Below are 24,249 nucleotides of genomic sequence, written 5' to 3'. Positions count from 1 at the left end.
CGGCTTCCGCCGTCTGCGTATCCGCTGGGAGCGACGAGACGACATCCACGAAGCCTTCCTCGGTCTCGCCACGTGCCTCATCACACACCGCCACGCCCAACGCCTTTGTTAGGACCTCTAGCGAGGCCGTCCATCGCGGTCCCTCAGCCTGCCATGCAGTTCTTCGGCGACTCGGCATTGCCTTCCTGAACCTGCTGCAGGACATCGCGGAGTACGCGCTGCTCGGTGTCACGCTCATCAAGGAGCTGCCCGATGCGAAGGCTTGCCGCCGAAGGATCGGCCGGCAGGGCAGCGCGCACCCGCTGACGCATCTCAAGGAGGCACGCGCCCTCTACCGCGTGCCTGGGCACGCGAGCGATAACGGTGGCCGGCGAGACATGGGTGACGGACCAACAACCGGTCGTCTCTTCGGTGGCCCAGACCACGGTGCGCTTGTCCGGCGCAAGCGTCAGGTGGACGTCGGAACCCACGGTTCCGCTGATGGCCGGCAGGGGGACGCCGTTGTCCCCCGCTAGTGCTGCTGCTTCGTCTGCAGTGGCGACAACCATGCGGTCCGCGAGGGTTGCCGCTTCCCTTCACCAGCGGGTGGCGGCGTCCTCGGCCGCGCGGTTCTGGGCGTGCCGCTGCGCCGTCGCCACGTCGTTTTCGTTCGCGGTCATGGTTGCCCAAGCGTCGCGGACGCCGCCGAGTGCGTCGCGCTCGTCGTCGCCATGGCCTTCGATCCGGGTGATCACGACGAAGCGACAGTCGGGCATCGACGCCGGATAGAGGACGTGGTTGACGACCTCGATCGTCTCCCAGTCCAGCGTCGGCACGTACATCCGGAAGACATGGCCATCGCGGGTCTCCCCCATGTCGTGCTCAGTCCTGGTACTGGGCGCGGGCCTCCGGCGTGTCAGAGCCCACCGAATGAGATTTGCGCCCGGCTCCATCACCCATGGCCACCACTCCGCCATGGCCGTGTTGAAGGCCAGGATGTTCCAGTGCTGCTCACGCAGGTACGCGGGGCTGGGCATCTGCAATGTTGCCGAGGACTGCGCGAAGTGCGCCGTCTGCGGCTCCCCCCCCCCCCCCCCGGGGCCGCGGCTGTGGGGACTGCGGCGGCGTTGGGGTAACGCCCAGGACCGCATTCGTTCTCCATCGGCAGCTGAGGGACCTTGCGGACAAGACGTACCGTGCCGCTTATGACCCCGATTTCTGGGAGCACAGCGTTCCGGTCAGCGCGGGGACTCAGTCGGACTGGTTCCTTCTTCACTGCGCTCGCGCGTACGACGACCTCGCGGCCGATCTACTTGCCGGCGGTATCCCGGAGCCGCGCTGTCTGGCCGAGAGCGTGCTATTCGGCTACGCCGTGGATGGCATCGGCGGGTTCAGTATCGAGTCCGTCCACGCGGACGAGGTCTATCAGACCCTTCGACCTCTCGGTTCGACTATGCCTGGGAGTTCCTCGCTAATGAGAGCGGGCTGCTCGACGTCAGCGACAGGGCGCACGACTTCCTGGAAGCAGACGTGGCCGAAGAAGACCTGTGGGACGAGTGGTTCAAGCCTTACACGGACGTCGAGCCCCGGGCCACGACCCGCGGGTTCTGCTGCTGACGGTCGCCAGAACCCAAGCCATTGCTGGAACGGGCGTCCAGTCTGCTCGACTGGGCGCCCGCCCGCCCGCCCGGACGGTCGGTCACCCCTCACGGAAATCTTGACTGAGCCTCTCGATGACGCCGCCCACCGCACGGACCTGGTCCCGGCGCGGACGCACACCCGTCATCCGGATGAGGAGCCGCTCCATGCGGAACTCGGCAAGGTCCAGGCACTCACGGCACACGTGAGCGGCCAGCTCCACGAGGCACGCGCTGGAGCGGCCCTGGTGCAGCGCATCCATACGCTCGCCCAGCCTGGCAAGCAACTCCGCGACGAACTGGAGCGCGCGCTCGGCCACGTACAAGCGCTCGAAGAACAGCTCCATAAGCTCGAGAGGTCCTGGAGAACCGGCAGAACCGCTACGACCGCCTCTACGCGGAGTACGAGAGGGCCCTCGAGGCGCATAAGCGGAGCGCCTGGCGATGCAGGACGGCTCTCCGAGCTGCGCGCCGCTCTCTGACTGTCCCAACGCAACCAGCAGGAGGACCCGGTCAGTACGTACGGGGCCCGGCAAGCGGCGAACCCGCTCAGCGCTCAATGGCCGGCCCCGGCCACAACGCCCGCACGGCGTCCGGCACCTCGGCCACGGCAGCCGGAGCGAGCAGAGCCACTTGCAAGATGTAGCCGGGGAGGACGGAGAGCATCGTTGACGCGATCGCCTCGGGTGACACGTTCGTAGGCAGACCACCCCGTTCCTGCTGGTCACGCACCAAGGTGACCAGATTGGCGCGTATGCGGCCGACGAGTTGGTCGAGCTTGCCCGCCAGCGATCGGTTACGCATGGCCTCCCCCCAGACCAGAACCGCGAGGGCGGCCACGCCTTCCTGGGCCGACTTGACCCGGATCACTTCGAGCAGTTCCGCCATGACCGCCCCCATGGACTGGCCCTGCCGGTTAGCGGCGACGGCGAGCGTGATGTCGAGGACATCGCGCATGTTCTCCTCGGCGATCGCGAGGATCATCTCGTCCTTGCTGGTGAAGTGCCGATACACCGCCCCTGCGGACAGCCCCGCCTCCGCGAACAGGTCCTGCATGGACGTGGAGTGGAAACCGTCACGGAGGAAGCAGCGGCGCGCCGCGCTCAGGATCTGCTCGCGGCGGGCGTCCATGTGCTGCTGGGTGACTTTGGGCATGAGTCCACCCTAGCAAAGAAAACGAACATTCGTCTTGACGGCAATCGAGGCGGCCAGTCAGACTGAAAGTCAAAGAAAACGATCATTCCTTTTATGAGAGGGTGGGTTGTGAGGAACCCCTTGTCAGGACACCCGGCATGGCGGGAAGTGGTCATCGCGGCAGTGGCACTGCCCCTGGTGATCACCGCGGCGGTGATGGCGTTCGCCTGGCCCGCGGGTCGGATCTCACCGCGCGACGTCCCGGTCGGGATCGTGGGGACCGGGTCGGCCAGCCAGCACGCGGTGGAGGCACTCACCCGTGCGAAGCCCGGCGCGTTCGACTTCCACCTCTACGCCGACCGGCAGGCCGCGCGCTCGGCGATCAAGAACCGGGATGCCTACGGCGCCTTCGCCATCTCCGGCCACAGCATCACCGTGTTCAAGGCCACCGCCGCCAGCTCTTCCGTGGCCCAGCTTCTGACCGAGGTCGGACAACAGCTGGCTGACAAGGCCACCCAACAGATCGCCCAGCGGAAGGCCGCCGGTGCACACTCCCCGGCGAGGGCCCACAAGCACGCAGCCGCCGAGCCGGGCGCCGTCCGTCCGGGTGCCGTCCAGCAGAAGGCCGCCCGGCCGGGAGCCGCAAGTGCTGACGCCTCCGTGCCGATCCTTCTGAAGGCGATCGACGTGGTGCCCGTCGCCGCGGAGGACCCCCGGGGTGCGGTGTTCAGCTCAACGGTCTTCCCGCTCACGATCTGCGGCATCCTGATCGGGGCGTTCGTCGCGATGGCTCGTGGCCTCGTACGCTCGCGGCACCGAGTACTGACGCTTCTCGTCGCATGCGCTGTCGCGGCCCTGGGGGTCAATCTCGTGGCCCAGGGCTTCCTCGGGGCACTGCCCCACCATCACGTGGCCACCTGGGCGATCCTGTCGCTCGACCTTCTTTCAATCAGCGCCACCGCTGCCGGCGTGATCCGACTCCTCGGGCCCGGGGGCCTGGGGCTCAGCGCCGCGGTCATGGTCTTCGTCGGGAATGCCTTCTCCGGAGCCACCTCTGCCCCGGAAATGCTTCCCAAGGGCGTGGGCCACATCGGTCAGTGGCTGCCCCCCGGCGCCGGAGCGAGTCTGCTTCGCGACACCACGTACTTCGACGGCAACTCCGGCGCCGGCCATCTTGCCGTCCTGGCCCTGTGGAGTGTCTGCGGGCTCACAGCAGTCATGTTCGGCCACTGGGTCACCGGGAAACCCCGTGGGACGCAGCCCGGTGTGACGGCTTCCGGGGAATTGCTCCCGGCTTTGCCGGGATCCGGCGAGATTTTGTCGGTTCGGCGTCACGCGCACGCCCACGCCCGTCGCCATGACGGTGACGGGTGATGCCGAGCACTTCATGCTCGATCAGGTCGGGACCACACCGCCACGCAGGGGCGCGGCCCGGCCGACACACGGGCCGACTCCCTGCACGAACACGACCACGGAGCACTGCGCAAGGTGCTGAAACCGCGGTGCCTCGCGCCGTACCGGAACGGATACACACCATGACCACCCTTGAACACTCTCAACCGGTACGCCGGTCCGAGCATCCGCAGTCAGCCGATGGCTCTCCGGCCATCACTCGGGCCTTCGACCTGCTCAGCAGGCGCTGGAACGGCTTGATCCTCATGGCCCTGGCCAAAGGCCCGGCCGACTTCGCACAGATTCGCGAGCGCGTCCCCGGCATCAGCGACCGCATGCTCGCCTATCGCCTCCGGGAGCTGACCGCGATCGGCCTGATCACCCGGAACATCCGGCCCGGGCGGTCATCGCGAACCCGCTACGCACTCTCTGCGCATGGCAAAGCCTTCCTCGTCCCCCTGGCCGTTTTGTTCTTGTGGGCAGAGGATCACCTTCCACCGAGCGGCTCGTCAGCATCGGATCAACCGACTACGCCAGGTTGCTGAGCTCTCTTCACGCACAGGCAGGAGGTTGGAGGAGGACACATGCCTCCGGCGAGGGATCGGCCGGCACAGGATTTGATGGGGGCACAGTTCTCGACGGCCACGCGGTGATGTTCTCCACCTGGTGTCGGAACGGCACCACCCGATAAGAGATGCTGGCGCCGGGAATCGGTATTGCTGGATCCGCACCCTGACCGTATCGCGAGTCAGCCTTCGGAGGGACGGGGGGCGCGCTTGTGCGCCCGTTCCTTCAGCTCCTCCTCGTCGACCAACGTGAGCATCGGCTGACCCGGCGCGCACAACATGGTCACCACGAACTTGGTCGACGCGTCCGACAGCGCGTTGCCGTCCTGGTAGTGGATCACGTCACCGCCTGGCTCCCAGAACGTTCCACCGGCCTCGACCACGCGCTCTGGCTCGCCCTCAAGTTCGAACCGGAGTGCGCCCTCCATCACGTAGCCGAACGACGGGCCCGAATGGCGATGCGGAGGGAGCCCGGGGTGACCGGGAGGCCAGTCGACGAGGATGGTCATTCCCGAACCGCCTTCGGGAAAAAAGGGCGGGGTGACTTCCTGCAACAACTTGACTTCGGGCGGCAAGGAGACCTGAGCGGTCCCGAGCCCTGGGTTCTTCTCCGACATGTACCCCACCTCCGTAAGCCCTCCCGAAATGGACGGTCTCGCGTCAGCCACTACAGCCCGGACCACTCGTTCGGCGGTGGCCAAGGTCGCCGGTTTCCGGCTGACAGGCCGTGTGCCCTTCTGCCTCTCCCAAACGGTCTCGACACCACCCTGCATCCCGTCGGCGGCCGCCACAATCCGGGAGCCGACGGGCATCGTGACCGCATAGCGCCGTGTCATCGGCGGGCATCTCGTGCCGTACGAAGCAACACTTGCCCTGTCGTGATGTGCCGCGCCGCTCACGACCTCAAGCCGACGGGGCATCGAGGCGCTTACGGCAAGCACAAAGGGGAGACCGGCACTCAGCGCAGGAGCCGGTGACAGCGGAATCCTCATCCGACCGCAGCCGCCGCGCCTGGCGGGCGCAATGAAAGGACCGCCGGGCTGGGCCAGGACAAGCAGTGCGTGGGGATGTCAGGACAACCAGTCGGTGTAGCGGGTGGGGGCGAGGTGGGCGTCCGTGTCGGTAAGGACGTCGCCCTTGACGACGGCGAACATGCCGGCGGTGGGGTCGGTCACGACGGTACGGTGGTCGCCCTTGTGGGCCAGGGTGATCCGGCCCACCTCGTCCAGCGTGAAGACCTCGGGGCCGGCGATGTTGCGGACGCCGTTCAGCGGGGCGCCGGCGGCGACCTCCGCCACCGCGGAGGCCACGTCCTTGGAGGCGATCGGCTGGATCGGCGTGGCGGGCAGCCGGACGGTGTCGGCGTCAGCGGTCCAGGACAGCACCGCGTCCATGAAGTCCATGAACTGCGTTGCCCTGACGATCGAGTAAGGGATCGGTCCCGCCGCGAGGATCTTCTCCTGGAGCGCCTTGGCCCGGTAGTAGTCCAGTTCCGGCACCTGGTCCACGCCGACGATCGAGAGAATGACGAAGTGGCCGACGCCGCCCTTGTGGGCTGCGGCCAGAAGGTTGTCCATCGAGGTCTGGAAGAAGCCCAGAGAGGCTTCGTCGAAGGTCGGGGAGTTCGTCAGGTTGACGACGACGTCCGCTCCCGCCGTCGCCTCCTCCAGTCCCTGACCGCTGATGACATCGACTCCGGTGGACTTCGAGTGCGGCACCGCCTCATGCCCGGCCGTGGTCAGATTCCTCACGACCTGTGAGCCGATCAGCCCGGTGCCGCCGATTACTGCGATCTTCATGACATGCCTTCCGTAGTGATTACACACGCAATGTGGCATATGAACCGTTATATGGATGCGCCATCAAACGGTTCGTCTTTGATGGAGGGCCGGCGTCAGAGACCGTCGGCGAACGTGACCGTCTCATCGAGCGGCGCCCGGCCTATACGGGCGTCACCCGCTGTGACGTCTTCGAACCCGATCGACATGCCACAGAAGAGGACGAGTCCGTCCGGGGGGGACAGGACTTCCGCGACGGTCTTGTGGTACTTCGCCCAGGCCATCTGCGCGCAGCTGTGGAGCCCTTCGGCACGGAGCAGCAGCATGACGGTCTGCAGATACATACCGACATCAGCCCATTGGGGTGAACCCATGTCCTTGTCGATGTAGCAGAACAGGGCGGCGGGCGCGCCGAAGCAGTCCCAGTTGGCGGCGGCCGCCCGCTGGCGCGCCTCAAGGTCCTCACGCGCGATGCCGAGCGCCCCGTAGCGCTGCTTGCCGAAGGCAGATCGGCGCTCGCGGTACGGAGACTTCAGTTTCGGCGGATACATCTCATACTCCGGCGCGTCCCATGGGTCCCCCAGGGCCAGGCGCTCGCCGGCGCGCTTCTTGAGTTCGGCCAGCGGCGCGCCGGTCACCATGTAGGTGTGCCACGGCTGCAGGTTCGACCCGGACGGCGCCCAAGCCGCAGCGGACAGCACTCGCTCCAGCTTTTCCCTCGACACGGGCTCGTTGGTGAACGCGCGCACCGCGCGTCGGCTCGTAACCGCCTCGTAGACGTCCATGACCACCCGCCTCCATCTGCTCAACGGGCCCGTCTTCGTTACACCTAAGATAGTATCACTCGATACGATATCGATCGCAACATATCGGGCCGTGAATGCCCATTCCTGCCTCGGGCACTGCATCTACGGGAAGGTCCCGACCATGCCGCTGCAGGAGCTCGCGGAGCTCCTCGTGCCCTGGCCATGCATCGTGGGACGGCCCATCCAAGAGGTCACACGCCGACCTCGGCGCGTGCACCCTCTGCGAGCGGTGCCCGTGGCGCCCTGCGCCGGGGCAAGGAGGTCCCGACCTGAGGTTCACCGATGCTCGGCCTGTCGGCAGGATGCGTATCGGGACGACGATGCTGCTCGGCGAGGGTGTAAGCACACCGCCGTCCATGCGTGTGCCGTGGCACCCGCGCGGATCCTCAGCCCCGTCGGAGACACTGGCCAGCTGCCCGTCGCGAGGCCGACACGCACCGACGACGGCCACGACCCTCAAGGCAACCTCGCTGTGGAAGCCTCATGAAACCAAGCGCGCCGACGCGGCCGACAACCGGTACGCCGGCGTGCTTACGCCTCGTCGTCTGCCGGGTAAGCAAGCCGGGCCAGCAGATCCCTCAGTTTCTGGGCTTCCCTGGGCCGCAATTCCGCAACCAGACGCTCAGCCAGTGGCTCCGCAGCGACGTGGACCGCATCGTACAGCTCCAGCCCCTGAGGAGTGATCTCCACTGCCCGCACCCGCCGGTCCCCCGGAACGGCCTTGCGCATGGCTAGGCCCTTCCGCTCCAGGTCGTCTACGACCCGCATGATTCCGGCCTTGTCCGACCCGGTCGCCGCCACCAGGTCCCGCTGCACAGTGGGCCCCCGATTGACCAGCTCGATCAGCACCGCGAAATGCCGCAACTCGAGGCCGAGCGGCCGAAGCGCCTCCCCCATCACCGCGGCCGCACGCCAGTGCGCCCGGCGCAGCAGAAGACCGAGAGCGAAAGGCGACGTATCCCCGGGGCGGTCGGTCGCACGCGAGGCGGGGGTTCGGCGAGGAACGTCAGCAGCCATAAGGCCACATTATCATCCGATACGGTATCGCCTGAAACTACACGATTGTCCCCCGTCCGCTGCGACAGCGACCGGAGGTCGGAGCCCATGGGCGTGAGTGACCTGGGACGCTGCCGGCGCGAGGCCCGCGGAGAGACGGGGAGTGGGAGTGGCACGAAGGAGGCAGGAATGAGCCAGACGGCGTTGCCGTGGACTTCACCGTGCAGAGAGACCACCTTTCCGTCAACGGCGGATGGACTGCTTAGTCTCTCGTGCCGCTCGCCGAGCGGCGGCAATCAACTGTGTTTGCCGGCCGCGTTGTTCATCCGGATGAAGCGACAGGGCCACGCACCCGACCACGGTCCCTTCCGGACCGAGTACGGGCGCTGCCAGACAAGCCATTCCCGGCTGAGCTTCCTCAACGTCCAGGGCGACACCAGATCGCCGGATTCGCCGGAGTTCTGCGTCGAGTCGTATGGGGGACGCGATCGTCGTGGGCGTAGGCGTGGGTGCGCGGATCAATCCCGACGCCGAGAACAGGACGCTCCTTGCCCCGGGCTGTGACTGTCCTGACATCCGCGATCACCAAACCGTCCATCTAAAAGGACACAAAGTTGGCCACGGCCCGGCGCGCCACAGGCGCGCGAGCAGCTCGTCGATGCCGTCGTCCAGACCCATCTGCCGCTGGAACGAGCGGTACGGGGCGGAGACCTGGTAGCCGATTACGTAGCGCCGTCTGTGCGTACCAGGTATCCCCGCTCGGTGAGCGGGATGACGGCGCCCATCTCGCCGCCGTGGCCGGCCACGTCGCCTTGGCCGTCCCCATCGACGTTGAGCCGCCGCACCCGCCGGGCACCCGTCACCGGTGTCTGCCACACGCCCATGCGGACCGTCGCGCCATGCCAGGAGACATCCTTCGGCAGCCCCACGTTGACTGATACAAGGCGTGCCACGTCCGCACCTCCTCGGAAAGCGGCACATCCCCGCGCGGTATCCCTGCTGCACGAGGAGGGCGGGACCGAGTCGGCCACCGCTTGCGGGGGGAGCGACCCGGATCCTGCTGGCTGTCAGTGTCCGAAGGCCGTGCGCAGAGTGCGGATGGCCTGCTCGATCGCGGCATTCGCGGCGTTCGTGGGACGGACGGGATTGAGCATCATGAAGTCGTGGATGACACCGTTGTAGCGGATGCTGGTGGTGTCCACCCCCGCTTCGGTCAGGCGGCGTGCATAGGCCTCACCCTCGTCGCGCAGCACGTCGTTCTCGTCGACAATGACCAGGGCCGGCGGCAGCCCGACGAGCTCCTCCCGGCTGGCCCGTAGCGGCGAGGCCGTGCTCTGCGCGCGCTCGTCGGGATCGGTGGTGTAGGCGTCCCAGAACCAGGCCATGCCCTTGGCTGTGAGGAACGGCCCGTCGGCGAATTCGCGGTAGCTGTCGGTGTCCTGAGCGGCGTCTGTGACCGGGTAGTACATCGACTGGTGGATGAAGGTGACGTCGCCGCGCTGCTTGGCCAGGATGGCCAGGGCGGCGGCCATATTGCCGCCGACAGAATCGCCGGCAACGGCCAGCCGGGAGACATCCAGCCCATGCTCGTCGGCGTTGCGGATCAGCCACTGAGCGGTGGCGTAAGCCTGCTCGAGGGCGACCGGGTAGCGGGCCTCAGGTGAACGGTCGTACTCGACGAATGCGACGACGGCGTCAGCACCGACCGCGAGCTCGCGCACCAGGCGGTCGTGCGTACCCGCGTTGCCGAGGATCCACCCGCCACCGTGAACGTAGAGGACGACGGGTGCTCCCTGCCCTACGTCGACGGGCTTGACGATACGTGCCCGCACCTCCCCCACGTCGGCTGGCAGCATCACCCACTGCTCGGTCACGTCCAGCTTGTCGACCGGTGCGGCCTGAATGTCGTCGAGGACCTTGCGGGCTCCCTCTGGGCCCAGCTCGTAGAGGAAGGGAGGCTTCGACGTGGCGTCGGCGATCTCCTGCGCGGCAGGCTCAAGGATCAGCTTGGCCATGATGTTCATCCTTCGATGTCGAGTGCAGGACCAGAGAACCGCGGTGCGATCAACGCAGTGCACAACGCTGTCGCCGGTGGGCAGCCGGTCAGAGAGGCGGGCCCTCACCATGCGTGCTTGCGTCGGGATGATCGGATGGTGCGGGAAGAGGCCCGGCCCTGTGCAGCGTAGGAAGACGTCCGGCACCCGGATGACAATGCGCGCACCCGCTTGATGCACCTGCGTGCACGTCTGCCACACTACGCCGCAAACGCCGGTGTCGCGGGGCGTCAGCCCTCTGGCCGGGAGTCGCACACCGGCATGCTGACAGGGCGCGGGCGGACGAAATGGGTGGCTGGTGCGGGCTTGAGTGTCGTGGCACACCACCACGGCTGGCCTGAACCACTTGGCACCGTGACCCCGCTGAGCCTCGTCGTCCAGCTCCCGCTGGAACAATGACAAGACAGACGGCTGGCATTGGCGTGACGTGAACGCGCTCAGGAACTGATCCGCCGATGAGGATTAGGGCCTGCGCAAGGCCGTGATCAATCAGAGGAGCGGAGGCTGGGGAGCCAGATGACCGCGCCGCGACCTCCCGGGCCGCGTAGCGCCTGAGGCTGCGCACTATCTCGCGCCGGGTCTTGCCCTCCTTGCTGCGGCGTTCGTAGTAGTCCCGGGTGCGCGGGTCGACGCGCAGGCGGGTCTGCACGATCCGGTGCAGGGCCGCGTTCGCTTGCCGGTCGCCGCCACGGTTGAGACGCCTGTACTGGCGACTGCCCGAGGAACGCTCGACGGGGCTGACCCCGCACAGCGCTGCGAACGACGCCTCACTGCCCAGGCGTTCCGGGTTGTCCCCCACCGTGATCAGCAAAGTGACGGCCGTGTCCGGACCGATGCCCACCACCTCGAGCAGCTGCGGAGCGTGGCGCTCCACCAGCCGGGTCAGGCGGCCTTCCAGGTCCTGGACCTCTTCGCTGAGCTGCCCGATGCGCCGGGCAAGGAGCCCCAGGGTCACGTGGGTGGCGTGGAGCACCGATCCCTCGCCGGTCTCGTGGTTCAGGCTGTCGTCGACGAGCCCTGCGCACGTGCGGATGAGCTCTGCGTTGCCCAGCCCTGCCAGTTCCTCCCTCAGCTGCGGATCTGCACGGATGAGGACGGCCTTGAGCCGGCTGATCGTCTGGGTGCGGTCCTTGACCGCCGAGTCCTTGGCCAGCTTGTACATCCGGCGATCTCCACCGGCCCGTCGCCCGTCTTGGACTGAGCGCGCGCCCGCCCGCTCAGCACCGCCCGGGCCGCATTCTCGGTATCGAGCGGGTCCGACTTGCCGTGCCGACGGCGGTCGGCCCGGTCGAACCGGTTCACATCGAAAACGTCCGGTCTGGAGGTGAGCGTCTGCAGAAGCCTGGAGAACGTCGCAGACACCGAGCACGACGCGGGTGATCACTTCATCACCGCCCTGCTGCTCGAGATCGCCGACCACGGCACACAGGTCGAGATGCTCAATATGGGCCACCCGCCGCCCCTGCTGCTGCACGACGGCCAGGTCACCGTCCCTGCACGCACGGCGCCCGGTACCCCCCTTGGGCATGTGCGAACTGTCCGTCCCCAGCCACCGCGCCGGCCCCTTCACCTTCGAGAACGGCGACACGCTGCTGCTCTACACCGACGGCGTCATCGAAGCCCGCTCACCCGAAGGAGCCTTCTATCCCCTCACCGAGCGCGCCGCCTCCGGCCCCACGTCCGGACCCGAGGCCCTGATCCGCCACATCCACCGCGACCTGCTGAACCACATCGGCCACGAACCCGCAGACGACGCCGCTCTCCTGGCCATCGAACGCTTCGGCGCCCACCACCTCCACCGACCGCACACCCCAGCCCGCCCCCTCGACGGCCGCCGCCGACTCGACTCCGGCCCAAAGCCGGTTGCGGAGAACCCTTCCTGAGCCTTCGACCCATGCCGTCGTGATCGTCTTGCCGACGCCCAGCAGGGCGACAAAGCTGGCAGTGGGAAGAAATCGAACAACCTCAGAGCGGAGAAGGAGCCAGCAGACCGACCAAAAGAGGATCAAAGGGAGAGGGAGTCATGACGACGCAAAGGTCCGAGACGTCGGCGACTCCGGCGGACGCGACTCCGAGAGTGGTCAGACAGCCCGACGGTTACGGCAAACGGGTCGGAGAGGTGGCGGAAATAACCGTTCTCTTCGACGCCAAGCCGGGCGGGGCGGAGAGGTTCCGGCAGAACGCCGCCAAGATCCAGGACGACGCCTTTCGCTACGAAAAGCTCGTCGGTACTGTCCACGACTTCCGCGTCACGTTCATCAACAATGACACTCAGGTCATCGGCGCGGTCACCTATGACGGTGACTTCAAACCGTACATGGCTGACATCTTCGCCAACGCCGCGCCATGGTTCGATGAGATGTTCGAAGGTGTCGCGGAGGGTTATCCCGGGGCGTCCGATCCGCACATCGTCGACTGGTTGGCGACGAAGATCGTGGAGGCCGACATGTGGTACGCCTCCAATCCGACCATGACGGTCCGGGACACCGCCAAGGCACAGAAGGTCACGCAGGCGTTCGACACGCTGCTGGATGCGGCGGCCGACTAGCGACACGGCCACCGTCGGTCGAGGCCCCCTCGGCGACCGGTCCGCCGGAAGGCAGGCCCCTCCCGCAGGAGTCGTTTTCCGTCCCAGGTGCCGTGACCGTGGCACCTGGAACATCATCCAGGCGGCCCGGCAACGGCGCGCGATCGCCGGACCTGGCCCTTCAGCGAAGGTCGCACCGTCATGTCCGACCATCTCTCCGGCTTCCGCGCCGAGGTCGATCCAGCCATTGATCTCGCCGATCTTTACGTCTTTCCCAGCCCATCCCAAACGGGTCGGCTCGTGCTTGTCATGGATGTCTTCCCCAATGCCCGCCCGGGGGCTCTGTTCTCCGACGCGGCCAGCTACCGGTTCCGTATCCGTCCTGCCGCCGTTGCGGCGGCTCATTCCGGTGCGCTCTTCGAGGTGGGCGCCGATGAGTATGCGTTCACCTGCACGTTCTCCGGCCCGGTTGAGTCGGACGCCGGCGGGGAGGTGACGCAGTGGGGGACGTGTCTGCTCCCGGGCGGGGAGGCGGTTGCGTTCCAGGTGAACGATGAGCGGGGCGGCGAGGGCCATGGCGTGCGCGTCTACGCCGGGTTGCGGCTGGATCCCTTCTTCATGGATGTCGGCAAGGAGGTGGAGACGCGGGCGCAGCGGCGGCTCGCCTTCCTCCCGACGGGCACCAACTCGCTGGAAGGTGTCGATGTCCTGACCGTCGTCGTCGAGTTCGACGCGGCAAGGCTGCTCGGGCCGGCCTCGGGCACCGTGTTCGCCGTTGCCGCGGAAACCGTCACGGCCGGCCCCTACCCAGTGCGCCTCGAACGGCTCGGCCGCCCGGAGGTGAAGAACGTCCTAATGTCGGAGAACGGGGTGGACAACGGGAACAAGATCGTGGATCTGCGCGATCTCTACAACGAGGAAGACCCGTTCCGGCCGGGGCCGCGCTACCTGGGCGCATACCGCTCGCGGCTGAACGCCAACCTGACCTTCTTCGACGGTCTGGACGGCAAGCTCGACTGGCGGACGGACCAGGACGGGACGCATCCGCTGACCGACCTGCTGCTCGCCGACTTCCTGGTCGTCGACACGGCAAAGCCGTACGCCGAGGACAGCTACTTCGAGATCGAGCGCGCCCTGCTGGAGGGGCGGCCACACATGACCTGTGGCGGCCGCTCGCTCAACGATGACGTCATCGACACGCTGTACACGCTGATCGTCAATGCTTTCCACGGCCCGCGGGTCAGCGACGGCGTCGACCGGGCGACGGCGCCGGCCTCCCGTGAGTTCCCGTACCTGGCGCCGCCCAACCCCGACCCTCCTGTGCCCGTGTCCGTTCCTACGCCCGCGGCAAGCCGATGAGGAGCGGTTCCGCAACGGCCGACTGTGCGAGCAACGGGATGCGACCCGATCTTGCCGACGGTCCGGCGACGACGGCCGGCGTGATCGCGATGGGCAACCTCGACGCCCGCATCGAGGGCCTTACCGGCCAGGCCACACGGAGAAACCTGACCGCAGACGGGTGGGGCGAGTTGGTGGAGCTGACCGCCCTGCGCGGGCACGTGCTGGGCCGTATTGACGAGGGAGAGCACGCCGCGTCACTGGCCGAGGTGTTCGTCGACCAGGCACCGCACGATCCGCAGTCCCATATGGCCCGCGCCAGGCTGGCGGCCCTCTTTCATCGGTTTCCGGCAGCACTGGCCGATCTCGACGCAGCGGCTGCGCTGGGACTCGATCGGCGGAGCCTGGACGAGGAGCGGGCTGCCATCCACCAGGCGGTCGGGCGGTACGAGGAGGCGCTCGCCCTGCATCAGAACGTGCTGCAGCGACGGCACGACTTCAGCGCCCTGGCCGGCCTGGCTCGCTGTCATGCCGAACGCGGCGAGGTGGCCGAGGCCGAGAGGTGGTTCCTGGCGGCGAGACGCGGCTACCGCGGGGTGAGTCCGTTCCCTCTCGCGGTGCTCGAATTCCAGTGCGGGCAGGCATGGCTGTCCACGGGCGACCTCGCACGCGCGCGCATCTGGCTGGAGTCGGCCATTCGCCGACTGCCGCCGTACGTGCCGGCACAGGGCCACCTCGCCGAGATCGATACCGCCGAAGGCAGGGCCGCCATGGCGATCCGGCACCTGCGCGGACTTGCGCCGGCGAGTGACGATCCGCACTACGCCGCCCAGCTCGCCCGCATCCTGGCCACGCGGGAGCCTGGGGCCGAGGCAGAGTTCTGGCGCGCCCACGCCGCTGCTCGCTACGAGAGGTTGATGGCAGGCCATCCTGAGGCGTACGCCGATCACGCGGCGGAGTTCTGGCTTACGGTCGGCGCCGACCATCGGCGGGCACTTGACCTTGCCCGGCAGAACCTCGCCCTTCGGCCGACCCCACGCGCCCGTGCGCTCGTGGATCGCGCGACCTGCCGTGTCGGACAGCACCGATAGATCCGAAAATTGATACAAATCGGCCGAAGTCTGATCGAGGGGACGACATGACGACGGTCGAAGGCCCGGCCCTGCAGCTGGACGAGATCCAGGGCATTGTGCTGCGCACCCGGCCGTCACCGTACGTCGGCACCTACATCCTGCTGCGGGTGGACGACCCCGGCGCCGGCCGTGAGCTGATGGGACGCCTGGCCGGACTGGTCGACTCCGCTGCCAACTGGTGGCAGCCCCCGCTCCCGGCGCTCCTCAACGTCGCGGTGACGTACCGGGGGCTCGAAGCGCTCCAGGTGCCGCAGACCTCCCTGAACAGCTTCCCGGAGGAGTTCCGGCAGGGCATGGCGGCACGGGCCGAGTTCCTGGGCGACACCGGCGAGAGCGCACCCGCACACTGGGAGCCCCCCTTCGGCACCGGCCAGGTACACGTCGTACTGTCCCTCGTCGCCGCCGACCAGGAGTCACTGGCCGTCGTCCTCGAACGGGCCCGCCAGGCCCGCGCGCAGCTTCCCGGCCTTCACGTGGTGTACCGGCAGGACCTGTACCAACTTGCCTCGGGGCGCACCAGCTTCGGCTACAAGGACGGCATCAGCAACCCCGCGGTGGAAGGCAGCGGCGCGGACAACGCACCCGGTGGCGGTCCCACTCTCAAAGCCGGCGAGTTCGTGCTGGGCTATCCCGACGAGACCGGAAACCTGCCCCCGATGCCGGAGCCGGAGGTGCTGGGCCGTAACGGCACGTTCGTGGTCTGGCGGAAGCTGCACACACGCGTCGCCGCCTTCCGGCGCTATCTCCACGACAATGCCGGAAGCCCGGAAGAGGAGTCGCTGCTCGCCGCGAAGATCGTGGGCCGCTGGCCGAGCGGTGCCCCCTTGATCCTGGCGCCCGAGCACGACGACCCGGACCTGGGGGCGGACGAGCAGCGCAACAACGACTTCCTCTACGCGTCGGACCCGCATGGCGCGGTCTGCCCCCGTGGCGCACACGCCAGGCGTGCCAATCCGCGTGACTCGGAGATCATCGGGGACGTCGACCTACACCGCCTGATCCGGCGGAGCACCAGCTACGGGCCGCCGCTGCCGGCCGGCGTCCTGGATGACGACGGCGCCGACCGCGGCATCGTGTTCATCGCCGTCAACGCACACCTCGACCGCCAGTTCGAGTTCGTGAAGTCGCAGTGGTTCAACGACGGCAACTTCACCGGCCTCGATGTGGAGAAGGACCTGCTCACGGGCGACAACGACGGCACGGGCGTCTTCACGATCCCCCAGCGCCCGGTACGGCGTCGCCTGCATGGCGTCGAGCGCTTCGTCATCACCCGTGGCGGCGAGTACTTGTTCCTGCCGAGTCTCAGCGCGTTGCGTTGGCTGGCCAACCTTGGTGGCTGAGCCCGCCGTTGAAACGGTACGGGGCGCGCAGCCACCAGTCCCGCTCGGCACGCGTCACGTACGGGCCCGATGTCAGGTGAAGCGAGCGTTGCTGACGTCGATGGAGACCATGGTCTGTTCGAGGATCGGGCGGTTGTCCGCATCGCTTCGGTAAGCCCGGCGTTTGGTGGGCAGGCGGATCCCGTCCGCTGCCACGGTGTCGTAGACGTACTGTGCCGCGGCGAATCCGCCTGCGATGTCGACGTGATAGTCGTGCCGACGCAGGAGATGGTCGGGGCCGAAGTAAAAGTCCTGGTGAGTGCTGTGGCTGGCGATGTGGGGCGGGAAGGTGGCCCGCAATCCCCGCCAGAGTTCGTCCCCTACCCGCCATGGTTCGATCTCGGTGACGGCGAAGCCGGGCATCGCCAGCAGGAAGGGCGTGGTGAGATACGTCCACAGCGCGTATCCGTTGAAGTAGGCGCGGTCCAGTGGGTCCCACGGGGTGTTGAGGCCGTGCCCGGTGAACGACGTCCGCGGTTGGTTGCGTTCGGCCACGACGCGGCCGTCGACCTTTTCGATGCTGACTCGGTCGGCCGTGAAGTCGGTCTTCTGGTCGGGGGCGCCGAACGGCATCACGGAGGCGTGCTGCTCGTGCAGCCAGACGGTCATCTCCCGGGGGGTGGGGTCCTGTGGCATCCCCTTGATGACGAAGATGTCGCCACCGCTGACGATGGTGGCGCGAACCGTGGTGAGTGCGTTCCAGCGATCGAGGCCACCGTGGGCATCGAGGGCCTGTGCGAGCAACGTGTTCATGTCGGTCTCCTGCTCGGTCGTGCCAGGCGGCGGTTGCCGAAGGGCCACTGATCGGGCGGCCCCGCTTCGGCGACGCAGCCGCAGCCAGGCGGGCCGCGTGTTACCTCATCAGCCGGGCGGCTCTCTCATCGTTCACGGGTTCACCGGCGTCACGCACCTGGGCGCTGATCCCGGGGACGCTGTAAGTCCGGCCGGAACCGGCGTGGGCGGTGGACATCCGCCGGTCAGCCCCGCGTGCTCGGCGCCTGCGCGCGGGGTCGGTGCGGTCCGCCGGGGAGGTCGTAGGGGGTTTTCTCGTAGCACCCTTCGTGCAGACCCGCAGCTGGGTGCCGGTCTGCGGCGGCGCAGCCCCTGGCCGCCGGGCAAGCTGGAAGGCGGAGGTGGTTGCCGTGGCCGGTGAGACGCCCCTGATGATCGTGGATGGCAAAGGCGTGGTCGTGCAGTGGAGCCACCAGGCGGAAGAGTTGCTGGGGCGCCCGGCGGGCGACGTGGTCGGGCGGCCGGCAACCGACCTGGTCAGCCCGGTCCCCGCGCCAGGCGGTGATGCCGCGGGCTGCAGGCATGACGCCCTGCGTGATGTTGCGGCGCGAGCCGCCCGCCGTGGCCTGCGCGTGCAGCCGGTGCTGCGCGAAGACGGTTCGGTGACGTGGAGGATCTTCCTTCCACCTGCGAGGGGGATGGTGCCCGGCATGGAGACCGCGGTGCTCGAGGCACTGTCCGCCCACACGGCAGGGGCTCTGTTCGTGGTGGACGAGGAGTTGCATGTCGTGTCGGCCAACGCTGCCGCGCAGGCCCTGTCCGGCGCGAGCGCACGGCAGATCCAAGGACGCCCCCTGGCCGATGCGTGGCCCCTTTCCTCCCCCGGCGAACTGGAGCACATCCTGCGCCAGGCCATGGCGGACGGTACGCCGATGACGGACCACGTGATGCGGACCGACCGCGAGCCCCAGCACACGCACACCGTCTCGGTGCTGCCCCTGCACGATGCACCGGGGGCGGTGGTCGTGGCACACGACGTGACCGGTCAGGAGAAGACACGCCGCGCGGTCCAGGCCCTGTATGCCGTCCGGGAGCGGGTGGGACAAACCCTGGATGTGGTGGCCACCTGCCAGGGGTTGGTCGACGCGCTGGTCCCCGGGTTCGCCGACATCGCCGTGGTGGAAGTGGTGGAGCCGGTGGTGCGGGGAGAGGAACCACCACTGAGCCCTCTGGGGCGGGATGTGCCGCTGCGCCGGGCCGCCTTCAAGAACAGTGGCGGTGATCAGCAGGCCCGGGCGCATCCAGTGGGAGACGTCCGCGCGCTGCCGTTCCCGACCCCCTATGCGCAGGCCCTGGCCGACCTCAAGCCCCGCACGATCACCCTGGGCCCTGACACGCCCTGGCTGGCGGCCGATCCGGCGCGGGCCGAAGCGATTCGCGCATCCAGCGCACGCGCCCTGCTCGTCGCGCCACTGACGCTGCGCGGAAAGGTGCTCGGATTGCTGAGTCTCTATCGCGACCAGCGATCCGACGGTTTCGACGAGAAAGAACTCGCCCTCACCCTGGAAGTGGCCACGCACACCGCCCTGGGCATCGACAACGCCCGCCGCTACACCCGCGAGCACACCATCGCCGCGGCCCTGCAGCGCCATCTGCTACCCCCGGCACCTCGCTCGCAGACCGCGATCGAGACCGCCGGCCTATATGTGGCCGACGGCCGGGGGGCGGGGGGCTGGTCCAACGCCTGCGCCCTGCCCGGCGCCCGAACGGCCCTGGTGGTCGGGGAAGTCGCCGGCCACGGCATCCACACCGCCGTCACCATGGGGCAGCTGCGGACCGCCATGGCCTCGCTTGCCGCACTGGACCTGGGAGCCGACGAGCTCCTCGCCCGGCTCGACGACGCCACGGCACGTCTCGCACGGGAGCGGAGGGCGCTGCCACCCGGCGACCCCCTGCGCACGCAGCCCCTCAGCGCGACGTGCCTGTGCGTGCTCCACGACCCGTTCACTCTCACGTGCACCATCGCCTCCGCCGGACACCCCCCGCCCGTCGTCGCCGGCCCCGCCTCCGGCACCCGAGTCGTCGAGCTGGCCGCCGGTGGGGCCCTCGGCGGCGACGGAGGGCCCCCGTACGCCACCACCACCGTCACCCTGGCCGACGGAGACGTCCTCGCCCTCTACACGACCTCGCTCCTGTCCGCCGTACGGAGCCAGGACGGCACAAGCGACCCGCAGCCGCTCCGGCGCATGCTCGCCGACACCGACCGGCCCCTCCGGGACCTGTGCGACGACGTCCTGTACCGGCTGCGCGCCGACGCCCTGCCCGGCGACGCCATCCTGCTTCTCGCCCGCACCCACCCCTTCCCCGCCGACCACGTAGCCACCTGGCCGCTGGAGGGGGAGCCCACCGCCCCGGCCCTCGCGCGGCGCCACGTCCGGCACCAACTCGCGGCCTGGGGCGTGGACCAGGACACTGCTTACGACACGCAGGAAATCGTCAGCGAGCTGGTCACCAACGCGCTGCGGTACGGCGCCCCACCCGTACGACTGCGCCTCATCAATGACCGCACCCTCACCTGCGAGGTCCAGGACTACGGCACCTCTGCCCCGCGGCTGCGGCACGCACGGTCGGCCGACGAAGGCGGCCGTGGCCTGTTCATCTGCGCCCAGCTCGCACACAACTGGGGCATCCGCTACACCGACGACGCGAAAACGGTCTGGACCGAGCAAGCTCTCCCCTCACCTCGCCCGTAGGCCCCTGCGACGAGGAGTCGTGTACGAGGGCGCCCAGGCTCGCCCGCGCCTGCCTCCGGGCCGGGGAGCCTTGGTGTGGGTGGCGGCGCCTGTGAGTCTTCGGCGGCCGGCCGCGATCAGCGCAGGAAGACGCCGAAGACCATGTGGAAGAAGGCGTCGAAGGGAGCGGAGGATTTGTCGGCCCGGGCCGCGATCAGCGTGCCCTCCCAGGCGCTGAGGATGAACAGCGCGGCTTCCTCGGCGTCGAGAGAGGCGTCCAGCTCACCCGCTTTCTGGGCTTCGGTGAGCACCCGCAGGATGTGCGCGGCCCACCGCTGGAAGCCGCCCTGGACGGCGGAGCGGATCTCCTCGGAGTGGTCCGCCACCTCCGCGCCCAGGTTGCCCACCAGGCATCCGCGGGCGAAGCCGCTGGCGACCGTGTCCGCGCCCAGGAACTCGAAGTGCGCCCGAAGCCGCTCCAGCGCAGGACGTCCGGGCGTGTCGAGCAGGTCGAATCGCAATCCGGCGGCGTAGCGGCTCAGCGCCTCAAGGGCGCTCTCCTCCTTGCTGGCGAAGTGGTTGTAGAACGAGCCCTTGGGAGCCCCGGCCGCCGACGTGATGTCGCTGATGCCGGTGGCATGGAAGCCCCGCGTGCGGAACTGCTCCAGGGCTGCCTGCGCAATCTCCTCGCGCTTGGACGCGCGCGCCATCCTCACCACCACCTCTCGGTCAATATGTCCGGTCGCCTTGCCTCAGGTCAAACCCAGGCCACCGAGGAAGCGGCGCCCGCCCCCGACGCCACGTGGCCCACGGCTCCGCCCTCGGACCTGCTTGACTAAGTTTAAAGCGACCGGTCATATTGAAGTGACCGGTCATATTGGATGCCGGTCCCCGCCCCAGCCCTCGCCCTCCCCGTGTCGGCAGAGGCAGCACCGAGGAGAAGCGTCATGTCCGCGTACCGAGCCTTCGAGGCCGCCGGTGTCCACCAGCTCCGGCTCGTCGAGCGCGAGCTGGTCGACCCGGAGCCCGGGCACGTCCGGCTCAGGGTGGAGGCGTGCGGTGTCTGCCACTCCGACGTGCTGGCCGTGGAGGGACTGCGCCCCGACCCCTCACGCCCCGTCGTCCCCGGCCACGAGATCGTCGGCGTGATCGACGCCGTGGGCGCGGGTGTGACCGCCTGGCTGCCGGGCGACCGCGTCGGCGTCGGCTTCCTGAACGGGCACTGCTGGCAGTGCGAACCGTGCCGCCGCGGCGACTTCGTCAACTGCCTCGACCAGGAACAGACCGGCACCACCATCGACGGCGGATACGCGGAGGTGACCTACGCCCGCGCGAGCGGACTGGTGCGCATCCCCGACGGCATGCCCGCCGTCGAGGCGGCTCCGCTGCTGTGCGCCGGACTGACCACGCTCACCGCACTCCAGCAGGCCCCCACCCGCGCGGGCGCCCTGGTCGCCGTACAGGGGATCGGCGGGCTCGGTCACCTGGCCCTGCAGTACGCACGCAGCCTCGGACACCGCGTGGCCGCCATCGCCCGCGGCCAGGAGAAGGAGAAACTCGCCAGGCAGCTGGGCGCCCACGAGTACATCGACAGCACCCTCACCGACCCCGGCACGGCGCTGGCCGACCTGGGCGGCGCATCACTCATCGTCGCCACCGCCTCCAGCGGTACGTCCATGAACCCCCTGGTCCGCGGACTGGCCCCGGGCGGGACGCTGGTGGTCGTCGGTGCCGCCCCCGACCCGCTGACGGTCACCACGGCCGACCTGATCTTCGGCACCCGCCGCATCGCCGGCAGCCTGACCGGGTCGTCGATCCAGAACGAGGACAACCTCGCCTTCAGCCTCGCCCACGGCATCCGCCCCGCCACCGAGACCATGCCCTTCACCCACGCCATGGACGCCTACGAGCGGATGCTCTCGGGCAAGGCCCGCTTCCGCGTCGTCCTGGACATGAACGCCTGACCACGCCACCACCCGCGCCGCCGGGCAGGCGAGTCCCGGCCCGCGCCCTTGGCAATCCCCCTTGAGGTTCCCCCATGGCCGACATGGTCGACACGACAGAGCACACCAGCACGGCCCCGCGCGGCAGCGGGCCTGCGCGTCCAGCCGCCGAGATCGCCTCCGACGTCAACGGTCCGCAAGCGATCCGTGCCGCACGGATCAGGCTACTGTCCGTCTCCCTCGGCACCGCCGGCCTCGGCGGAGCCTGGCAGGCAGCGGCAACCACCTTTCCGCGCGCTCTGCAGGTCAGCGACGTCCTGTTCACCATCAGCGGTCTCATCTGGCTGGTGTTGCTGGCCCAGTACCTGCGCCATGGCGGGATCCGGTGGGGCAACCTGCGCCACGACCTGCGTCATCCCGGCGATGGCTTCACCCTCGGGTACGTCCCCATCATCGGCATGCTGATCACAGGACACTTCTCCCGGTTCGAGCCCACCGGGGCACGCTGGGTCTACGCGGTGTTCCTTATCCTGGCCGCCTTCATTGCTGCACGCCTGCTCGCCCACTGGCTCACGGGCACCCTGAGCACCACTGCTCTGCACCCGGGCTATCTGCTGCCCGTCTCCTCCGCGCCCTTCGTCGCCAGCGCCGTCGCCTCCAGCCTCAGACTGCCCGGCGTCGCCGACGCCGCCTTCGCGGTGGGGCTGCTGTACTGGCTCGCCTTCGGCACCGTCATCCTCGGCAGCCTCGTCACCGGTGGCCCCCTGCCCGGGCCCGCCCGCCCGGCTCTCACCGTCCTGACCATCCCACCGGCCACCGGCGGAATCGCCTGGACCGCCGCCCACAAGGGCGTCTTCGATGCCGTCGGCTACGGCTTCGCCGGGACCCTGCTCTTCACCGTGCTCCTCGTCGTCTTCCTCCTCCCCGAACTGCACCAGCCCGCGTTCCATCCGGGCCTGTGGATCTTCAGCTTCCCTATAGCGGCAAGCACCAACTTCGCGATCCGCTGGATCCACGCGTCCGCACTTCCCGGAGGGCCGACCCTCACCGGCATCCTCCTTACCGGTGCGACCTCGGCGCTGGGCCTGCTGGCCGCAGTCACCCTGCACCACCGCGCCCGGCGAACACTTCCCAGCTGACTTCCGCTCCGGCGGCGGAGAGACGCGCACGCCAGAGGAATCACCCCGAGCGCCCACCGGTCCGGCTGACCGGAAAGTGACAGCCCGCAGCCCCGGTATGCAACCCAGCAGACCCCGACCCCACCCGGCCAATGCGCCCTGCCCCACCGAAACCTCTCCAAGGAGCCCTCATGCCCACGCTCGACCGCCACGACGCCGTCTTCGTTCTCGACCTCGGCGACGGGGAGAACCGCTTCCACCCCGACTGGATCGCCTCGGTCCACACAGCCCTCGACGAGGTGGAGAAGTCCGAAGGCCCCCGCGCCCTGGTGACCGCCGCGACCGGGAAGTTCTACTCCAACGGTCTCGATCTCGATTGGCTCGCCGCGCACAGCGACGAGCGCCTGGACTACGTCAACTCCGTCCACGGTCTGTTCGCAAGGTTCCTGTCCCTCCCACTGATCACCGTAGCCGCGCTGCAGGGACACACGTTCGCCGCCGGAGCGATGTTCTCCCTGGCCCACGACTTCCGCCTCATGCGCGCCGACCGGGGCTTCTGGTGCCTGCCCGAGGCAGACATCAACATCCCCTTCACTCCCGGCATGTCCGCCCTCATCCAGTCCCGGCTGACCCCGCAAACGGCCCAGCACGCCATGGTCTCCGCCCGCCGTTTCGGCGGCCAAGAAGCCGCCGCCGCCGGAATCATCGATCAGGCCGTGGACGAGGGCGCCCTGCGCACCGCCGCCCTCGAACTCGCCCAGGCTCACGCGAGCAAGGCTGGCGACAGCCTCGGAACCATCAAGACGCGCATGTACGCCCATGTCCTCACCACGCTCCGCGACACGACCAACCCGACGGGCTGACGCCGTGCCGAGGCGGTCGCCGGCCCGGGCGGGGCACGAAAACTGCATGCCCACCTCCCGGCCGGTGATCGCCACCGTGCGGATGCGCCGCGGCTAGGCAGCCAACTCCGTGGCACCCCGAGTTCCGTCAGCGAGGGGCTGG

General features: G+C 68.6%; 25 protein-coding genes and 3 pseudogenes. 14 read left to right on the top strand and 14 right to left on the bottom strand.

Going from position 1 to position 24,249, the window contains the following annotated elements; translation table 11 throughout:
• Window positions 1–112: pseudogene (locus ABZ937_RS34605) on the top strand (IS5/IS1182 family transposase); the annotation flags it as partial.
• 31 nt (window positions 113–143) lie between these two features.
• Here ABZ937_RS34605 and ABZ937_RS34600 read toward each other — a convergent pair.
• The 4 genes from ABZ937_RS34600 to ABZ937_RS34585 all read right to left on the bottom strand — a co-directional run bounded on the left by ABZ937_RS34600 (window position 144) and on the right by ABZ937_RS34585 (window position 2,771).
• Window positions 144–470 (bottom strand): hypothetical protein, encoded by a 327-nt coding sequence (locus ABZ937_RS34600; protein ID WP_361697789.1) that lies wholly within the window; start codon window positions 468–470, stop codon window positions 144–146.
• Window positions 471–575: 105 nt separating this feature from the next.
• The gene (locus ABZ937_RS34595) at window positions 576–854 is read right to left on the bottom strand and encodes a hypothetical protein (protein WP_361697787.1); all 279 of its coding nucleotides are present in this window, start codon (window positions 852–854) and stop codon (window positions 576–578) included.
• A gap of 824 nt (window positions 855–1,678) precedes the next feature.
• Window positions 1,679–1,963 carry a hypothetical protein gene (locus ABZ937_RS34590; protein WP_361697785.1) on the bottom strand — a complete coding sequence of 95 codons (285 nt, stop codon included), beginning with the start codon at window positions 1,961–1,963 and terminating at the stop codon, window positions 1,679–1,681.
• Between the two features lie 202 nt (window positions 1,964–2,165).
• Window positions 2,166–2,771 carry a TetR/AcrR family transcriptional regulator gene (locus ABZ937_RS34585; RefSeq protein WP_361697783.1) on the bottom strand — a complete coding sequence of 202 codons (606 nt, stop codon included), beginning with the start codon at window positions 2,769–2,771 and terminating at the stop codon, window positions 2,166–2,168.
• 162 nt (window positions 2,772–2,933) lie between these two features.
• On the opposite strand from ABZ937_RS34585, the gene ABZ937_RS34580 reads away from it, so the two are divergent.
• Both ABZ937_RS34580 and ABZ937_RS34575 read left to right on the top strand, forming a co-directional pair.
• Window positions 2,934–4,124, top strand: coding sequence for an ABC transporter permease (locus tag ABZ937_RS34580; RefSeq protein WP_361697781.1), 1,191 nt, complete (start codon window positions 2,934–2,936; stop codon window positions 4,122–4,124).
• Window positions 4,125–4,285: 161 nt separating this feature from the next.
• Window positions 4,286–4,687 (top strand): helix-turn-helix domain-containing protein, encoded by a 402-nt coding sequence (locus ABZ937_RS34575; RefSeq protein WP_361697779.1) that lies wholly within the window; start codon window positions 4,286–4,288, stop codon window positions 4,685–4,687.
• Between the two features lie 203 nt (window positions 4,688–4,890).
• Here the strand turns inward: ABZ937_RS34575 and ABZ937_RS34570 are convergent, their stop codons facing one another.
• The 8 genes from ABZ937_RS34570 to ABZ937_RS34535 all read right to left on the bottom strand — a co-directional run bounded on the left by ABZ937_RS34570 (window position 4,891) and on the right by ABZ937_RS34535 (window position 11,504).
• Complete coding sequence (locus tag ABZ937_RS34570) at window positions 4,891–5,325, bottom strand: cupin domain-containing protein (RefSeq protein WP_361697777.1); 435 nt, start codon at window positions 5,323–5,325, stop codon at window positions 4,891–4,893.
• A 453-nt stretch (window positions 5,326–5,778) separates the two neighbouring features.
• Entirely contained in the window at window positions 5,779–6,507 is a 729-nt protein-coding gene (locus tag ABZ937_RS34565) for an NAD(P)H-binding protein (RefSeq protein ID WP_361697775.1), read from the bottom strand.
• Window positions 6,508–6,602: 95 nt separating this feature from the next.
• Entirely contained in the window at window positions 6,603–7,271 is a 669-nt protein-coding gene (locus ABZ937_RS34560) for a nitroreductase (RefSeq protein WP_361697773.1), read from the bottom strand.
• 552 nt (window positions 7,272–7,823) lie between these two features.
• Window positions 7,824–8,309 carry a MarR family transcriptional regulator gene (locus ABZ937_RS34555; protein WP_361697771.1) on the bottom strand — a complete coding sequence of 162 codons (486 nt, stop codon included), beginning with the start codon at window positions 8,307–8,309 and terminating at the stop codon, window positions 7,824–7,826.
• 222 nt (window positions 8,310–8,531) lie between these two features.
• Entirely contained in the window at window positions 8,532–8,864 is a 333-nt protein-coding gene (locus tag ABZ937_RS34550) for an IclR family transcriptional regulator C-terminal domain-containing protein (RefSeq protein WP_361697769.1), read from the bottom strand.
• A 146-nt stretch (window positions 8,865–9,010) separates the two neighbouring features.
• Window positions 9,011–9,241: a hypothetical protein gene (locus ABZ937_RS34545; RefSeq protein ID WP_361697767.1), complete on the bottom strand. Its 231-nt coding sequence runs from the start codon at window positions 9,239–9,241 to the stop codon at window positions 9,011–9,013.
• Window positions 9,242–9,355: 114 nt separating this feature from the next.
• The gene (locus ABZ937_RS34540) at window positions 9,356–10,303 is read right to left on the bottom strand and encodes an alpha/beta hydrolase (protein WP_361697765.1); all 948 of its coding nucleotides are present in this window, start codon (window positions 10,301–10,303) and stop codon (window positions 9,356–9,358) included.
• An 88-nt stretch (window positions 10,304–10,391) separates the two neighbouring features.
• Window positions 10,392–11,504, bottom strand: coding sequence for a transposase (locus ABZ937_RS34535; protein WP_361697763.1), 1,113 nt, complete (start codon window positions 11,502–11,504; stop codon window positions 10,392–10,394).
• Window positions 11,505–11,666: 162 nt separating this feature from the next.
• Here ABZ937_RS34535 and ABZ937_RS34530 point away from each other — a divergent pair.
• The 6 genes and pseudogenes from ABZ937_RS34530 to ABZ937_RS34505 form a co-directional block, all read left to right on the top strand.
• Window positions 11,667–11,822, top strand: a pseudogene (locus ABZ937_RS34530) (SpoIIE family protein phosphatase); the annotation flags it as partial.
• A 46-nt stretch (window positions 11,823–11,868) separates the two neighbouring features.
• Window positions 11,869–12,225 carry a PP2C family protein-serine/threonine phosphatase gene (locus ABZ937_RS34525; RefSeq protein WP_361697761.1) on the top strand — a complete coding sequence of 119 codons (357 nt, stop codon included), beginning with the start codon at window positions 11,869–11,871 and terminating at the stop codon, window positions 12,223–12,225.
• A gap of 140 nt (window positions 12,226–12,365) precedes the next feature.
• A complete protein-coding gene (locus ABZ937_RS34520) occupies window positions 12,366–12,890 on the top strand; it encodes a hypothetical protein (protein WP_361697759.1) in 525 nt (174 codons plus the stop codon).
• Window positions 12,891–13,070: 180 nt separating this feature from the next.
• On the top strand, window positions 13,071–14,228 hold the full coding sequence (locus ABZ937_RS34515; RefSeq protein ID WP_361697757.1) for a DUF4331 family protein: 1,158 nt from the start codon (window positions 13,071–13,073) through the stop codon (window positions 14,226–14,228).
• 38 nt (window positions 14,229–14,266) lie between these two features.
• Window positions 14,267–15,298, top strand: coding sequence for a tetratricopeptide repeat protein (locus ABZ937_RS34510; protein WP_361697755.1), 1,032 nt, complete (start codon window positions 14,267–14,269; stop codon window positions 15,296–15,298).
• A 47-nt stretch (window positions 15,299–15,345) separates the two neighbouring features.
• On the top strand, window positions 15,346–16,680 hold the full coding sequence (locus ABZ937_RS34505; RefSeq protein ID WP_361697753.1) for a Dyp-type peroxidase: 1,335 nt from the start codon (window positions 15,346–15,348) through the stop codon (window positions 16,678–16,680).
• A 72-nt stretch (window positions 16,681–16,752) separates the two neighbouring features.
• On the opposite strand, the gene ABZ937_RS34500 is transcribed toward ABZ937_RS34505, so the two are convergent.
• Window positions 16,753–17,472, bottom strand: coding sequence for a hypothetical protein (locus ABZ937_RS34500; RefSeq protein ID WP_361697751.1), 720 nt, complete (start codon window positions 17,470–17,472; stop codon window positions 16,753–16,755).
• A gap of 410 nt (window positions 17,473–17,882) precedes the next feature.
• Here ABZ937_RS34500 and ABZ937_RS34495 point away from each other — a divergent pair.
• Together ABZ937_RS34495 and ABZ937_RS34490 are read left to right on the top strand one after the other, a co-directional pair.
• A pseudogene (locus tag ABZ937_RS34495) lies at window positions 17,883–18,020 on the top strand (PAS domain-containing protein); the annotation flags it as partial.
• 141 nt (window positions 18,021–18,161) lie between these two features.
• Window positions 18,162–20,204, top strand: coding sequence for a SpoIIE family protein phosphatase (locus ABZ937_RS34490; RefSeq protein ID WP_361697795.1), 2,043 nt, complete (start codon window positions 18,162–18,164; stop codon window positions 20,202–20,204).
• A gap of 116 nt (window positions 20,205–20,320) precedes the next feature.
• On the opposite strand, the gene ABZ937_RS34485 is transcribed toward ABZ937_RS34490, so the two are convergent.
• Window positions 20,321–20,893: a TetR family transcriptional regulator C-terminal domain-containing protein gene (locus ABZ937_RS34485; RefSeq protein ID WP_361697749.1), complete on the bottom strand. Its 573-nt coding sequence runs from the start codon at window positions 20,891–20,893 to the stop codon at window positions 20,321–20,323.
• Window positions 20,894–21,130: 237 nt separating this feature from the next.
• On the opposite strand from ABZ937_RS34485, the gene ABZ937_RS34480 reads away from it, so the two are divergent.
• The 3 genes from ABZ937_RS34480 (at window position 21,131) to ABZ937_RS34470 (ending at window position 24,107) form a co-directional block, all read left to right on the top strand.
• Entirely contained in the window at window positions 21,131–22,147 is a 1,017-nt protein-coding gene (locus ABZ937_RS34480; RefSeq protein ID WP_361697747.1) for an alcohol dehydrogenase catalytic domain-containing protein, read from the top strand.
• A 74-nt stretch (window positions 22,148–22,221) separates the two neighbouring features.
• Window positions 22,222–23,265 carry a hypothetical protein gene (locus ABZ937_RS34475; RefSeq protein ID WP_361697745.1) on the top strand — a complete coding sequence of 348 codons (1,044 nt, stop codon included), beginning with the start codon at window positions 22,222–22,224 and terminating at the stop codon, window positions 23,263–23,265.
• 170 nt (window positions 23,266–23,435) lie between these two features.
• A complete protein-coding gene (locus ABZ937_RS34470) occupies window positions 23,436–24,107 on the top strand; it encodes an enoyl-CoA hydratase-related protein (protein WP_361697743.1) in 672 nt (223 codons plus the stop codon).
• Window positions 24,108–24,249 lie beyond the last annotated feature (142 nt).

The organism is Streptomyces sp. NPDC046727, from assembly GCF_040645635.1.
Lineage (GTDB): Bacteria > Actinomycetota > Actinomycetes > Streptomycetales > Streptomycetaceae > Streptomyces.
Note: the sequence above shows the minus strand (reverse complement) of the source record. Positions and strands in the feature narration are given on the sequence as shown.

Bases quoted from the DNA above. Each gene is read 5' to 3' on its own strand.
- ABZ937_RS34595 (WP_361697787.1), bottom strand. From the start codon at position 854: ATGGGGGAGACCCGCGATGGCCATGTCTTCCGGATGTACGTGCCGACG.
- ABZ937_RS34560 (WP_361697773.1), bottom strand. From the start codon at position 7,271: ATGGACGTCTACGAGGCGGTTACGAGCCGACGCGCGGTGCGCGCGTTC.
- ABZ937_RS34555 (WP_361697771.1), bottom strand. From the start codon at position 8,309: ATGGCTGCTGACGTTCCTCGCCGAACCCCCGCCTCGCGTGCGACCGAC.
- ABZ937_RS34535 (WP_361697763.1), bottom strand. From the start codon at position 11,504: ATGTACAAGCTGGCCAAGGACTCGGCGGTCAAGGACCGCACCCAGACG.
- ABZ937_RS34500 (WP_361697751.1), bottom strand. From the start codon at position 17,472: ATGAACACGTTGCTCGCACAGGCCCTCGATGCCCACGGTGGCCTCGAT.
- ABZ937_RS34575 (WP_361697779.1), top strand. From the start codon at position 4,286: ATGACCACCCTTGAACACTCTCAACCGGTACGCCGGTCCGAGCATCCG.
- ABZ937_RS34570 (WP_361697777.1), bottom strand. From the start codon at position 5,325: ATGTCGGAGAAGAACCCAGGGCTCGGGACCGCTCAGGTCTCCTTGCCG.
- ABZ937_RS34510 (WP_361697755.1), top strand. From the start codon at position 14,267: ATGCGACCCGATCTTGCCGACGGTCCGGCGACGACGGCCGGCGTGATC.
- ABZ937_RS34470 (WP_361697743.1), top strand. From the start codon at position 23,436: ATGCCCACGCTCGACCGCCACGACGCCGTCTTCGTTCTCGACCTCGGC.
- ABZ937_RS34515 (WP_361697757.1), top strand. From the start codon at position 13,071: ATGTCCGACCATCTCTCCGGCTTCCGCGCCGAGGTCGATCCAGCCATT.
- ABZ937_RS34540 (WP_361697765.1), bottom strand. From the start codon at position 10,303: ATGGCCAAGCTGATCCTTGAGCCTGCCGCGCAGGAGATCGCCGACGCC.
- ABZ937_RS34525 (WP_361697761.1), top strand. From the start codon at position 11,869: ATGTGCGAACTGTCCGTCCCCAGCCACCGCGCCGGCCCCTTCACCTTC.
- ABZ937_RS34550 (WP_361697769.1), bottom strand. From the start codon at position 8,864: ATGTCAGGACAGTCACAGCCCGGGGCAAGGAGCGTCCTGTTCTCGGCG.
- ABZ937_RS34490 (WP_361697795.1), top strand. From the start codon at position 18,162: ATGGAGACCGCGGTGCTCGAGGCACTGTCCGCCCACACGGCAGGGGCT.
- ABZ937_RS34585 (WP_361697783.1), bottom strand. From the start codon at position 2,771: ATGCCCAAAGTCACCCAGCAGCACATGGACGCCCGCCGCGAGCAGATC.
- ABZ937_RS34565 (WP_361697775.1), bottom strand. From the start codon at position 6,507: ATGAAGATCGCAGTAATCGGCGGCACCGGGCTGATCGGCTCACAGGTC.
- ABZ937_RS34520 (WP_361697759.1), top strand. From the start codon at position 12,366: ATGACGACGCAAAGGTCCGAGACGTCGGCGACTCCGGCGGACGCGACT.
- ABZ937_RS34485 (WP_361697749.1), bottom strand. From the start codon at position 20,893: ATGGCGCGCGCGTCCAAGCGCGAGGAGATTGCGCAGGCAGCCCTGGAG.
- ABZ937_RS34590 (WP_361697785.1), bottom strand. From the start codon at position 1,963: ATGGAGCTGTTCTTCGAGCGCTTGTACGTGGCCGAGCGCGCGCTCCAG.
- ABZ937_RS34480 (WP_361697747.1), top strand. From the start codon at position 21,131: ATGTCCGCGTACCGAGCCTTCGAGGCCGCCGGTGTCCACCAGCTCCGG.
- ABZ937_RS34505 (WP_361697753.1), top strand. From the start codon at position 15,346: ATGACGACGGTCGAAGGCCCGGCCCTGCAGCTGGACGAGATCCAGGGC.
- ABZ937_RS34475 (WP_361697745.1), top strand. From the start codon at position 22,222: ATGGCCGACATGGTCGACACGACAGAGCACACCAGCACGGCCCCGCGC.